The organism is Oceanobacillus kapialis, assembly GCF_044790185.1.
GTDB lineage: Bacteria > Bacillota > Bacilli > Bacillales > Amphibacillaceae > Oceanobacillus_B > Oceanobacillus_B kapialis.
Genome location: NZ_CP085256.1, coordinates 3,245,536 through 3,258,160, shown reverse-complemented (window position 1 = coordinate 3,258,160; position 12,625 = coordinate 3,245,536). Strand labels below are relative to the sequence as shown.

The window sequence follows — 12,625 nt, the reverse complement described above, 5'->3', positions numbered from 1 at the left end:
TGTGCTAGTATGGATGGCTTGTAAATTTCTCGTGCAAATCTATTCCTTTCATTTTATACATAGTATCTGGGATGAGCGGACTAGGCAGAAATGGGACAGGCTGTTAATGAAACAGGCCAAAGAATATCGAAAGCGGGCTGTTCAATTAGGGGGAGTTCTCATTAAAGTCGGCCAGTTCCTCAGTACGAGAACTGACTTTATGCCACAGGCGTTTATAAATGAGCTGAGTGGTCTCGTCGATAGAGTGCCTCCTATGCCTTATTCCTATGCGAAAACCTTACTTGAGGAAGAATGGGGGAAAGAGATAGGTGATGTAGTAGACGAAATCGATGAAGAATCCATTGCATCTGCTTCAATTGGTGAAGTCTATGTTGCCAGATTAAGGGAAAATGGAAAAAAAGTAGCGATTAAGGTTCAACGTTATCAAATTGAAAAAATATTTCATATGGATTTTATCGCACTCCGTATTGTCTTCTGGATTATTTCCGTATTCACCTCTTTTGGGAGAAAAGCAGACTTGAAATCTTTATACACAGAATTAATTACAGTGATGGATCAAGAGCTTGATTTTAAACAGGAACTGGAAAATGCGCTCTATTTTCAGAACCGGTTTAAAAACTACTCGTACATTCATATTCCTAACTATTACAATCATCTTTGTACAAGGAAAGTACTTGTGATGGATTGGGTGGATGGAGCAAAGGTAACAGATATTTCCTTTATGAATGAGCACCATATTGCAGTAGAACAGACAGCTAAGCGGGTATTTGAGTTTTGTGTGGATCAATACCTTCAAGAAGGGAATTTCCATGCTGACCCTCATGCAGGTAATATTCTATTACAAAAGGACGGCACCTTAGCGATTATCGACTTTGGTATGGTAGGAACGGTGCGCAAGCAGGACATTCATTATTTTAAGCATATCATTCAAAATGTCATCATTGATGATTATGATCGGGTAATTAATACACTTGATGAGATGGATTTTCTCTTGCCGCAAGCAAACAAGGAAAAGTTAAAGAAAATGATAAAGCATATGGTGTCAATGTATAAAAATGGGTCATTTAAAACCCTTGATGCACATACAATGGAACAGCTAAAAGAAGACATCCGTATTTTTATAAAAGACCAGCCCATTCAACTTTCAGCAGAATACGCTTATCTGGGAAGAGCAATGTCCATTGTGCTCGGAATATTACTGGCAATATACCCTGATGTTGATCTGGAAAAATGGGTAAATCGAAAAGTTAAAAAGTGGTTTGGTGGTAAAAGTCTAATTGAATCTGTTTATAAGCAGTATGCAATGGATACGATTCAGCCTTTCTTATCTTTTCCAAATGCAATGTTAAATTGGCTGGAAAATGGGGAAAAGGATAGGCAATGGGACAAGAAGAAGCAACAAATGAGATGGAAACACCATTTTCTTCTTGTGCTTGAAATGATGTTATTTACGTTTGGAGGGATCACCGGGGGAGTCAGTTTGCTAGGATTGGGACTAGATTCTACCGCGGCTGTCCTCCTGCTTTGGGGCTCTGTTGCTAGCTTTATTGGTGCAGGGCTAACCTTGATTATCCATTATCGGTTTATACGTTCTGAAAAGTAAGGGGGTGTTGCGAGTGAATGAAGTATTAAAAAAAGGGTTTCTACTAGGGCTTGGAGCAGCAGTGACTAGTAAGGAAAAGCTTGACCAGAAGCTAAGATCACTTGTGGATAAGAATGAATTATCCCAGGATGAAGCGAGATCTGTCATGCAAACGTACATGGACAAGGGCGAAATGAAAAAAGATGAGTGGAACGCCAGACAGTATGAACAAACACAAAAGATGGCAAAAGACTTTGGTTTAGCAACAAAGGAAGACATTAATGAGCTTCGTGCCAGAATTACAGAATTAGAAGCAAAGCTTGACCAAAACTCCGAATTGTAAAACTTTCAAAAGTAGAATAGAATATCTCATTAAACGACGCTGAGACAGAAGTTCTCTTAACACATGAAATCCCGAACTATCTTGCAAACCTATTAATAAAGGTTTGCCTAGTTCGGGTTTTCTCATTTTAGCGTAGGCAGAATACGGAGACTCCGACGGGAACAGTACGAGTCTGAAGGCCCCGCAGTGGTGCCCTTCCCACGAGGAGGCTGAGGCCGTACCCGTGGAAAGCGGAGTGTTCTGCCGAAGCGGTGCCAGAGCTTATTATTCGTATTTAGACTTAGATGATTTAGTTATGTCCCAACCTCGTTTTTATCTCACCTTAACAGGCGGTAAGACGATGGTATGTCAACACTAAACTGGACAAAAATTATAGGGGCAGTTGTTTATGTTCCATTGGTGTTAAATAGTCTAAAGTTCCGTGAATTCGAATGTTATTAAACCAATGAACATAATCCTCAAGTTCAATAGCTAGCTGTTCAAGAGAAGAGAAATGAGCACTGTTAGCGAATTCTGTTTTGAACACCTTAAACATTGCTTCAGCCACGGCATTATCATAAGGGCACCCTTTCATGCTCAGTGATCTTTGGATGCCAAATGTTTCAAGTGCTTCAGAAATAAGCTTATTATCAAACTCTTTACCACGATCTGTATGGAACATTTGAACGTCGTTCAAGTTACCTTTAATGCTCGATAAAGCTTGATAGACAAGTTCTGCATTCTTATTAGCACCAGCACTACGGCCAATGATTTCACGGTTAAAAAGATCGACAAATAAGCATACGTAATGCCATTTTGTTCCAACACGGACGTAAGTTAAATCACTCACAATGACAGCCAACGGCTTGTCTTGTTCAAATTGACGCTGTAATTCGTTTTTTGTCAATGATTCATTACATGATGATTTATGTGGTTTATACTGTGCTACCGTATAGTTTGATACAAGTCCAAGCTCAGTCATTAAACGGCCAATCCTACGCCGTGATACGTGTTTTGGCTCTGGTAATCTACTTAATTCTTTCTTAATTTTGCGCGTACCATAATTGTTTCGGCTTTCTTTGAAAATTCGAGAGATCTCCTGAGAAATCTCTTTATCTTCCGTTTTTAGCACACGTCGGCCATTCAAATTGGCATGATAGTAATACGTACTTTTGGGAATCTGGAGGACGTCACACATTGCTGATACCGAATAGATGTGAGCGTTATTTCGAATCACATCTATTTTCGTCCCATGATCAGCGCTGCTTGCTTTAAAATATCATTTTCCATCGTGAGACGTTGATTTTCCTTACGTAACCGTGCGAGTTCATTCTCTTCTTCTGAACGATTATCCTTGGCGGCAAATGAACCTGTTTCTTGATGATTTTTAATCCAGCGATCTAACGCAGAAGGCGTGATATCATACTCTCTCGCAATATCTGCACGCGATTTACCATTTTCATAAAGCTTCACTAATTGCAGTTTAAATTCGGTTGTAAAAGTTCGACGTTGACGTGTCATTGTGGCCACGCTCCCTTAAGTTATGGTTTAAGTTTACAAGCCCTCATTTTATCTGTCCAACTTAGTGTAGCCTATCCACGATGGATTCAACTGCAATAAAGGCCCGATTCGTTCAATTAACATCTGTTTGGGGTGGGAGGGACCACTAATAAATGAAGTTTCCCTTTGCCACTTTCTTTGGCAGAAACATTCAAAAAACAGGTGCTTGCACTGTTGTTCTAATTATGAAGTGTTTAGCCGAAAGTTTAATAGGGAAAGGGTTAGCGTTTGAGGATTTGTAGTAAAAAGGGTGGGTACCTATGAAAAAGCTCTTCGTTTTGCCCTTATTCCTTCTATTAACGGGCTGTAATATTGCAGTATTAGATTCGCAAAGTGACACTGCGGATGACCAAGCATTTTTAATTCTCTACAGTTTAGCCCTCATGCTGGTCGTTGTATTAATTGTTTCGATTCTATTTATTCGATTTGTGTTTAAATATCGGTATACGGATGAAAGAAAGGATAACATTCCACCAGATGTAAAGGGAAATAAATGGCTAGAAACAGCCTGGGTGGTTGGGCCATTGCTTCTTTTGGCGATATTAGCTGTTCCTACTATTATGATAACGTACGACCAGTCTGCCGTTTTATCTTCTGAATCGGAAAATGAAGGAGTGCCAATTCAGGTTACGGCAAGGCAATATGAATGGACATTTGAGCATGCAAATGGAAAAACAGAGCAAAATCGGTTAGTTATTCCTGAAGGTGAGACCATTCAACTTCATCTACATTCAGAGGATATTATTCATTCTTTCTGGGTGCCAAAGCTTGGTGGTAAGGTCGATGTTATGCCAGATAGAGAATTAGTATATGAAATCCAGAATCCGCGAATTGGTACATATGACGGAAAATGTGCGGAATATTGCGGCGTGGGACATACCAGCATGAGATTTGTGGCAGAGGTTGTTTCCCAAGAAGAATATGAGAATTATTTAAATGAAAGGTAAATTGCAATACAGGGGTGGTACGAGTGAGATTTACTTTATTTGGGGAAGCCATCATGATACCTTCTGATGTGCTTGCAGCATGGATCTTTACTTTAATACTAGGTGGGACTGTCCTATTTCTTGTTTTAAAGAAAAGGCGCTTGGGGCTAATCTGGGAGTACCTTATAACGACGAATCATCGTAAAATCGGAATTCTTTATATATTGTTTGGGATTATTTATTTTTTCCGGGCGGGAATTGATGCATTATTTATCCGCACACAGCTGGCTATTCCAAATAATGACTTTTGGGTGTTTCAAGGCGAAAAATATAATGAAGTATTTACAACACACGGCACCATGATGATTTTCTTTGTAGCAATGCCTCTTTTGTTAGGATTAATGAATACAGTGGTTCCTTTACAGATAGGCGCACGAGATCTCGCTTTTCCTTTCTTAAATGCATTGGGGTTTTGGCTGTTTTTCTCAGGGTCATTGTTTTTTAACATGGCCTTCTTTTTAAATATGACCCCGGAAATCGGTTGGACAGGCTATGCGCCATTATCCACAGAACAGTTCACACCAGGGCCAGGGAGTGACTTTTATGTGTTTGGTTTACAGGTTTCTGGTTTGGGAACAATTTTCACGGCGTTGAACTTAATTGTTACTATTGTGCGTCATCGTGCTCCCGGAATGAAGATGACAAGAATGCCGCTGTTTACGTGGACTTCCCTAATTACTTCTTTTCTAATTTTAATCGCATTTACGGTTCTGGCGATTGCCCTTTATCTGTTGATGTTTGATCGATTGTTTGGGGCAGGATTCTTCTCTGGAACAGACGGAGATCCCGTTTATTGGCAGCATCTGTTTTGGATATTTGGCCATCCGGAGGTATACATTCTGGCGCTCCCGGCATTTGGTATCTTTTCGGATGTTATTTCTACCTTTTCACGCAAAAGGGTTTTCGGATATCCTATTATGGTGATTTCTGTCGCATTAATCGGCTTCTTAGGCTTTATGGTATGGGCCCACCATATGTTTACAGTAGGGCTGGGACCAATGGCTAATACATTCTTTGCGATTACAACGATGTTGATAGCCGTTCCTACCGGAATAAAAGTATTCAACTGGTTATTTACAATGCGACTAGGGGTCATTCGGTTTACTACCCCGATGCTATTTTCGTTAGGTTTTATTCCATCCTTTGTAATGGGTGGCGTAACTGGCGTAATGCTTTCTGTATCGGCGGCAGATTTTCAATTTCATGACACCCATTTCGTTGTAGCCCATTTCCATTATGTCATTATTGCCTCCACTATATTAGGTATTTTTGCCGGTTTATATTACTGGTATCCGAAAATTACAGGATATGTATTGGATGAGAAGCTTGGCAGGTGGCATTTTTGGACCTTTTTAATTGGCTTTCATTTAACCTTCTTTCCGATGCACATCACGGGCTTGGAAGGGATGCCGCGCAGGGTTTATACCTATGCGGAGTCAGACGGCATAGGGGGTCTCAACTTTATAAGCACGATTGGTGCTTTCTTAATGGGAATCAGCATGCTGTTTGCTTTATGGAATGTTTACAAAACGTATAAAGAGGACAGGAAAGTAGGGAATGATCCGTGGGATGGACGCACATTGGAATGGAGTGTTGCTTCGCCTGCACCTGAGCATACATTTGATCCAATGCCGGTTGTCAAAGAAATAGATGCTTTCTGGTTTGCAAAAAAAGCAGGTAAAGAGATGCCTGTGACGGACAATGTTCGGGCGGCACCTTTAGAAGTGAAATCCATTTTACCTTTTCTTATGGCGATGAGTTTATTCTTCCTTTCTTTAGGAATGACGTTTGCTTGGTACTGGCTCGCTATCCTGTCCGCTGTGTTGTTGTTTGCATTGATGGTGATCCGTGCTTTAAAGGATGAGCGAGAGGAGCACTATGGAAGGGGGAGCAAGGATGAATCGTGAGGAGCAATATTTATTTCAGGATAAAAAGATGGGATTTTTCATTTACCTTGGTGTAGAAGCGATAATGTTTGCGGTACTGTTTGCGACGTATCTTATATTCACCCCCGCATCTAGCAGGCCATATCCATCAGAGATTTTTGAAGCAAGGATTGTCATTCTTTCTTCCATTTTCTTATTGTCTAGTAGTGGTACGTTATGGCTAGGAGAACGGGCATTAAAAAAAGGGAAAGACACCCTTCTCCTGACAGGGTTAGGGGTCACCATGCTATTTGCCATCATTTTTCTATGCTTTGAGGTGTATGAATTTACCACCTTTGTTATGGAAGGGCACGGAATGAGTGCGAATGTGTTCATGTCTTCCTATTATGTCTTAGTTGGCCTTCATGCAGCCCATGTTCTATTCGGGATTGGTTGGATGGCGATACTATTTGTTCAGTATTTCCGACAAATCCCGCGCTCCCTTTTCACAGAAAAACTATTAATTTTTTCTTACTACTGGCATTTTGTAGATATTGTTTGGGTGTTCATCATCGGTATAGTATACGTGCCTTATTTGTTGTGAAGATAAAACATTGTCACAATAAAACGAAAGGAAAATGTCTAAATAGGTATTTATCTGTAAATTCAGCATATTATCATTTTCAGTATTGCCATTACTAGGAAATCGGGTTACAATAACCTCAGGGACAATAGTGTCATCGCTTGGGGGGAACGTAGCGGAATGGAGAGCTTTTTGCAAATGTGTGAAAGTACCAAGAATAGTTTGGGCAGACAACTTGAGGAACAAGAAGAGCAGTTTTTGCAATGGCTGTATGAGCGCTATGCGGCAGAACAAAGAGAGATTATAAGTAGTTAAGTATTGTCTTGTTGAAGCCTTGGTAATATCCAAGGTTTTTTGGTTTGTGTGAATAAATACACAACTAATCAGCTCTCAGGCCTGTGAGCAGGCATCCTTTGCTTTGTTTCTCTCACTGACTCTGCACATGTTATAATGAAACCACGAAGGAAGCAGATGAAGGAGCTATGATAATGGCGGTTACAAATGAAACCATTTTACAGAAAATGATGAAGGAATTAGAGCAGGCGAAGGCAAATAAATACGAGGATAACGTCGTACAGAAACATGTACAGAATGTCCGTTTGCTTTGCGATCTTTTCTTAGATGATGCGGAGGAACCTCTGGTAGAATCCTCGCCAAAGGTAGCACAGGTAGAGGATTTTTCCGTAGCGGAAATGAAAGCAATGATGGGACAAGATCCTCAGGAAACACGGGAAAATAAAACAAGGAAGCAACAAAATACACTTGAAGAAGAGGATGGAAACGGAGACTCTATCTTCGACTTTTAAAGTAGGGAGGCTGAAGGATGAAGTTATTTTTACTGTTAGGTGTCGTTAACGGATTTTTGGCAGTGGCTCTTGGAGCGTTTGGCGCACATGGACTTGAAGGAAGAATTTCAGAAAAAGCAATTGCAACATGGGAAAAGGCTGTCACCTATCAAATGTTCCATACGATGGCGCTGCTTGTGACAGGGTTATTCATGGCCAAGTTTACAAGTGGGGGACTTGTTTGGGCAGGGGGCATGTTTTTTGCAGGTATCGTGTTGTTTTCTGGTAGTCTCTATATTTATTCTGTTACTTCCATTAAAACCTTTGCGATGATTACCCCACTTGGTGGAGTAGCTTTTCTAATAGGCTGGGTACTTATTGGTACGGCCATTGTGAAAAATCTATAACCCGATAAGCAAGTAGGTTGCTAGTAGGAATAAGAGTAAGGCCCTTGCTGCATGCTTGGCGCCCTGTGCCGTCTGATTTGTTTTCCAATCGAGTAATGCTGTACAAGTAAAGCTAATGGCGATCAGATAAATGCTGCATGTGGCAAGTAAGAGATAACCTTGAATTATGGATATCAGGCCAATAATCAAGGCAAGCACAATGGTGAGTAGTTCGATACGAATAATCTTTTCAAATGGATGGCGCATTGGGACTCCTCCTTACCAGGGACCTTGTATAGTGGAAAAAAGGATGACCTTGGGGAGAGCTCCCCAGTCATCCTTTTTTAATAAATAAGAAAGCATAAAAATTTACTGTATAATGTTCTTAGACAGCAACAGCCACGTCCAGCTCCAGCGCCCAGAGACTAGCGCGACTTCCTTCACCTCCGTACGATAAGTCAACATCAGCTCCCTACGATCGCCGTGTTTCCTTTATCTCCTACGGCTCAGTCCAGTCCGTACGTCTCTAAACGGGCGCTTGCGCTTTTGTTCATATATAGGCGGTTATTAAGGGCTCGTTCTTTCCTGCAACTTATCTTGGTGGGAAAGAAGCCAACGATGGATTGTTTCCGTATGGGTAAGAATAGTTTATTTCTTCATCAAACGTTACATAATCAAGATAGACCATAAGTAATAAGTATCGTTTTCCTGTTTGCGGGTCACTTAAAATAATATGATCTCTTCCGGCAGCTTCAATAATCCCTCTGAAAACTTTCGCATTCCACTGGCTGTTTCCTTCAAACGTCATGTAGACAGTTGCCTGCTTCCCGCGGTTTAAGCGTAAAATATTCTCAATATATGATTCTTGGATGGGAAGCATTCCTTGTTCCTGGCCTAAGGATGTTTGCTGTTGTTGTGTTTGCTGCGCTTGCTGGGGATATTGCTGACGCGCGTTGTAGACAGGATAGTAAGCTGGGGAAGCTGTTGGATAATAATAATACGGGTAACTTGGATATTGAACCCCTTCCTGAGATTGTTGATTTTCTTGGTTCTCACTCATTTAAATCCCTCCTATAATTACTTCTATTCTCAAAGCATGCCTCACCTATCTTGCTCTGCATTTGTGGTGGTCGGAAGAAATTATTTAGTACCTGAAATTCTTCCGATCTGAACATCTATAAAGTGGATAGGGAATTTATGCGATAGGCATTCCTCATTTCTGCGAAGTCTGGATGCAAAGCTCACTATTAATAGGTATGTGGGGGAGTAGGCAGATATGCAAAGAAAAAATAGAATAAAAGAAAGAGCTGCCTTCAAGTCATTTCGACTTTTAGACAGCCCTAGATTAAATTATTTACCCCGCTTTAACTGGCAGTAAGACCCCCAACTTCAAGAAAACGGGAAGCAATCAAGTATTTTAAGTGGGGATCAACTGCATTACAGGTCTGCTTCGTTCAACTAACTTTTGGTGGGTAGTAAGGGATTCCCACACCAAATGGAGTTTCACGTTATAAAGAAAGGTAGTTTTGAAGGTGTTCTTTCGGAAGGTGGTTTCCTACAAAGAATTCTCCAAACTCTCCGTACTTCGAGCTTACTTCATCGAAGCGCATTTCATAAACTATTTTCTTAAATTGAAGTGGCTCATGTGCAAAGAGGGTTACGCCCCATTCCCAGTCGTCTAAACCAATGGAACCCGTAATGATTTGCTTTACTTTGCCTGCGTATTTACGCCCTGTCTTACTATGTTCATAAAGCATTTTTGCGCGAACATTTTTTTCTAATGTATACCAGTTTTCATCCCCTTGGCGTCTTCTATCCATTGGATAAAAGCAAATGTATTCCCATTTAGGGAGGATTGGCTTAAGACGTGCTTGTGTCTCAGGTAATGTTTCTGGGTCGACGCCATCTTTAGACTCCCGATACTTAGAAAGTTCTACAACGGAAACATAGGAATGAGCAGGTAATAAAAATTCCCCAAATTTGGATTTGCTCAACTCAGTTTCCATATCAGAAAGCTCGTCCACTGTAGGGCGAAGGAACATAAACATGAGGTCAGCTTTTTGTCCAAGGACTTTATAAAGAACTTGGCTGCCTTCCTTCGCTTCCTCTACAGCTTCCCATTTAGTAAGTAATGTGTGAAGGCTGTCAATTGCTTCTTTGCGCTCTTCTTCTGTAGCTAGCTTCCAAGCATTCCAGTCAATGGTGCGCAAGTCGTGCAAGCTATACCAGCCATCCATGGTTTCTACTGCTTCAACCATCTTTATCTCTCCTTCATTTATAATTATTATGTGTATGTTTTTACTATAGCATAATTAGGGAATGATATTCATGACACAGGTTAGGTAAGGGATGACGAATTCACTTGAAATTTGATATATTGTCATAGGTCTGTCAAAAAAGCTCTCATTATTGGAGCAAATACTTTGATTTACACTATAAATCATCTAGAATTATGTAAGTACAAGCAATCAGGAGGTTAGGGACCATGAATTTATTTGATCAATTAAAAGAAAGAGTTGTTTCCAAAAACAGAAGCATCGTTTTCCCAGAAGGAACGGATGAGCGAATTTTAACCGCAGCTAGCCAGTTGGGCGCTGCCGGTGTATTAAAACCAATTCTTATTGGTGAAAAAGCAGTCGTGAAACAAAAAGCAGAAGAAGCTGGGGTGGACGTATCTACATCAACCATTATCGATCCACGTGACTTCGCGGAGTTTGATCTAATGGTGGATACGTTTGTGGAAAGACGTAAAGGAAAAGCAACAAAAGAAGATGCTCAAAAAATCTTGCTTGATGAAAACTATTTCGGCACAATGCTTGTTTACATGAACCAAGCAGATGGACTTGTTAGTGGGGCTGCTCATTCTACAGCAGACACAGTAAGACCAGCACTGCAAATTATTAAAACCAAGGAAGGTATCAAAAAAACTTCCGGTGTGTTTGTTATGGTTCGCGATGAAGAAAAATATGTATTTGCAGATTGTGCCATTAACATTACGCCTGACAGCCAGGACCTAGCTGAAATTGCAGTAGAAAGTGCAGAAACTGCAAAATTATTCGATGTTGACCCACGTGTGGCGATGCTAAGCTTTTCAACTAAAGGATCTGCGAAATCTCCGGAAACGGAAAAAGTTGTCGAAGCATTACAAGTAGCGAAAGAGAAAAACCCATCACTTGTTATCGATGGGGAATTCCAATTTGATGCTGCGTTTGTCCCAAGTGTTGCAAGCAAAAAAGCACCAAATGCAGACATTCAAGGTGATGCAAATGTATTTGTATTCCCAAGCTTGGAAGCAGGAAACATTGGCTACAAAATTGCACAGCGTATCGGTGGTATGGAAGCAGTTGGACCAATCCTTCAAGGGTTAAACAAACCTGTGAACGACCTTTCTCGTGGGTGCAGTGCAGAAGATGTTTATAAGCTTGCATTAATAACAGCTGCACAGGCTGAGTAATAGACTGAAAACTAAAGCAGAACAGGTTCGAGATGTGTTTCGAACTTGTTCTGCTTTTTTGTTTGCATAGGAAATTGTAAAATTTGTTTACTGTGGAATAGAGACGTACGGGCTGGGACTGCGGTAAATCCTCGCCCCACCGAAGACCTTTTGGGGCTGCGATTACTCGCCCCACCGAAACCAATTGGAGCGATCCGTAGGAGATAAAGGAAACATGTTTTTAAAAAAATTTGGCCGGAAAGCGTTCAATAATTTGCTGCATTCTCCCAGTCTACGTCCTTGTCTTCAAGGATCTCGTAAATACGATTTTCCCCGACGATTTCACAAGTTGTGAAGTCGACCTCAATCCATTTATCACTAATATCAAAGTAATAAATAGGTTGAGATGGGGTATGTAACGTATAATTCTCATCCAGATTTCCCTTCCATTCAAGCCTTTCCCGAACCTCCAGCTTGAATAGCGTATTAAACAAACGATTGATCAATTGAGGATCTTCAATTGTAATCATGCGTTCATTCTCCCTTTTTCCGTTCCAAGTAGAGTTTTCAATTTTTAAGTGTTCGATCTTTCCTGCATCGAACTGCCCTTCATCTTGTACGATTTCCTCAATAGGAGTAATGTTTTGGGTGATATAAAGAATGCCAAAAAAGATCATGGCATAGCCTACCATGCGTACAAAATGAAAAATATATTGCCTCTCCTCCTGAGCATGCATATAATCAAATAATGCTTCATACCCCGCATAAAGTGTGGCAATGCCCGCTGCTGCTAAAAATGCTACTTGCATAGAAGAATAGAGGAATAGAAGAATAATGACGATAACAAAAAGAAAGATGTATACGCGATTTACGATTTTTTGTTTGTGGTTGAAAGGTTGGCTTTCTTCAGAAATATTGTATTTATGCTTTAGCCAAAAATTAATCAGTTGTGTTGCTAACAATACAATTGGCACCAAGAAAGATATGGTGGTCATCGTTACTTCCTCCTTTTAGGAATGAAGTTTTCGTAATCTTTTGTAATTGTAACATAAGGAGTATAAATTTAGTTATATCTGGAAATACAAGCGTTAAATTAAAAAAAAGCCTGCCAGCTAAAGGCAGA

Annotated in this window: 14 protein-coding genes; 9 read left to right on the top strand and 5 right to left on the bottom strand. The window is 40.5% G+C overall.

Annotated features, from left to right (window positions below; genetic code table 11):
• The first annotated feature begins 13 nt into the window (after positions 1-13).
• Both LG273_RS16925 and LG273_RS16920 read left to right on the top strand, forming a co-directional pair.
• Positions 14-1,603, top strand: coding sequence for an ABC1 kinase family protein (locus tag LG273_RS16925; RefSeq protein WP_404455850.1), 1,590 nt, complete (start codon positions 14-16; stop codon positions 1,601-1,603).
• 13 nt (positions 1,604-1,616) lie between these two features.
• Complete coding sequence (locus LG273_RS16920; RefSeq protein WP_379562080.1) at positions 1,617-1,925, top strand: phasin family protein; 309 nt, start codon at positions 1,617-1,619, stop codon at positions 1,923-1,925.
• 370 nt (positions 1,926-2,295) lie between these two features.
• Here the strand turns inward: LG273_RS16920 and LG273_RS16915 are convergent.
• A protein-coding gene (locus LG273_RS16915; protein WP_404455846.1) for an IS3 family transposase occupies positions 2,296-3,425 on the bottom strand; the annotation gives its coding sequence in 2 pieces (ribosomal slippage) (positions 2,296-3,179 and positions 3,179-3,425; 1,131 coding nt in all).
• Between the two features lie 299 nt (positions 3,426-3,724).
• Between LG273_RS16915 and coxB the strand changes: the two genes are divergently transcribed.
• The 6 genes from coxB to LG273_RS16885 all read left to right on the top strand — a co-directional run bounded on the left by coxB (position 3,725) and on the right by LG273_RS16885 (position 8,090).
• A complete protein-coding gene (gene coxB, locus LG273_RS16910; protein ID WP_379562081.1) occupies positions 3,725-4,411 on the top strand; it encodes a cytochrome c oxidase subunit II in 687 nt (228 codons plus the stop codon).
• Positions 4,412-4,434: 23 nt separating this feature from the next.
• Positions 4,435-6,357 carry a cbb3-type cytochrome c oxidase subunit I gene (locus LG273_RS16905; RefSeq protein WP_404455844.1) on the top strand — a complete coding sequence of 641 codons (1,923 nt, stop codon included), beginning with the start codon at positions 4,435-4,437 and terminating at the stop codon, positions 6,355-6,357.
• A complete protein-coding gene (locus LG273_RS16900) occupies positions 6,347-6,919 on the top strand; it encodes a heme-copper oxidase subunit III (RefSeq protein ID WP_404455841.1) in 573 nt (190 codons plus the stop codon). The genes LG273_RS16905 and LG273_RS16900 overlap by 11 nt, the downstream gene beginning before the upstream one ends.
• A gap of 159 nt (positions 6,920-7,078) precedes the next feature.
• Positions 7,079-7,213, top strand: a complete 135-nt coding sequence (locus LG273_RS16895) for a hypothetical protein (protein WP_379562084.1) — start codon at positions 7,079-7,081, stop codon at positions 7,211-7,213.
• 173 nt (positions 7,214-7,386) lie between these two features.
• Positions 7,387-7,704: a YwdI family protein gene (locus tag LG273_RS16890; RefSeq protein WP_404455839.1), complete on the top strand. Its 318-nt coding sequence runs from the start codon at positions 7,387-7,389 to the stop codon at positions 7,702-7,704.
• Positions 7,705-7,721: 17 nt separating this feature from the next.
• A complete protein-coding gene (locus LG273_RS16885) occupies positions 7,722-8,090 on the top strand; it encodes a DUF423 domain-containing protein (protein WP_404455836.1) in 369 nt (122 codons plus the stop codon).
• On the opposite strand, the gene LG273_RS16880 is transcribed toward LG273_RS16885, so the two are convergent.
• The 3 genes from LG273_RS16880 to hemQ form a co-directional block, all read right to left on the bottom strand.
• Positions 8,085-8,336, bottom strand: a complete 252-nt coding sequence (locus LG273_RS16880; RefSeq protein ID WP_404455834.1) for a hypothetical protein — start codon at positions 8,334-8,336, stop codon at positions 8,085-8,087. The two genes, LG273_RS16885 and LG273_RS16880, sit on opposite strands and share 6 nt — an antisense overlap.
• Before the next feature lie 325 nt (positions 8,337-8,661).
• A complete protein-coding gene (gene gerQ / locus LG273_RS16875; RefSeq protein ID WP_404455831.1) occupies positions 8,662-9,129 on the bottom strand; it encodes a spore coat protein GerQ in 468 nt (155 codons plus the stop codon).
• A 448-nt stretch (positions 9,130-9,577) separates the two neighbouring features.
• The gene (hemQ, locus tag LG273_RS16870) at positions 9,578-10,327 is read right to left on the bottom strand and encodes a hydrogen peroxide-dependent heme synthase (protein WP_404455828.1); all 750 of its coding nucleotides are present in this window, start codon (positions 10,325-10,327) and stop codon (positions 9,578-9,580) included.
• 227 nt (positions 10,328-10,554) lie between these two features.
• Here hemQ and pta point away from each other — a divergent pair, with 227 nt between their 5' ends.
• Positions 10,555-11,523: a phosphate acetyltransferase gene (pta, locus tag LG273_RS16865; protein WP_379562090.1), complete on the top strand. Its 969-nt coding sequence runs from the start codon at positions 10,555-10,557 to the stop codon at positions 11,521-11,523.
• Between the two features lie 245 nt (positions 11,524-11,768).
• Here the strand turns inward: pta and LG273_RS16860 are convergent, their stop codons facing one another.
• A complete protein-coding gene (locus LG273_RS16860) occupies positions 11,769-12,497 on the bottom strand; it encodes a DUF4181 domain-containing protein (protein WP_404455826.1) in 729 nt (242 codons plus the stop codon).
• Between the last annotated feature and the right edge of the window lie 128 nt (positions 12,498-12,625).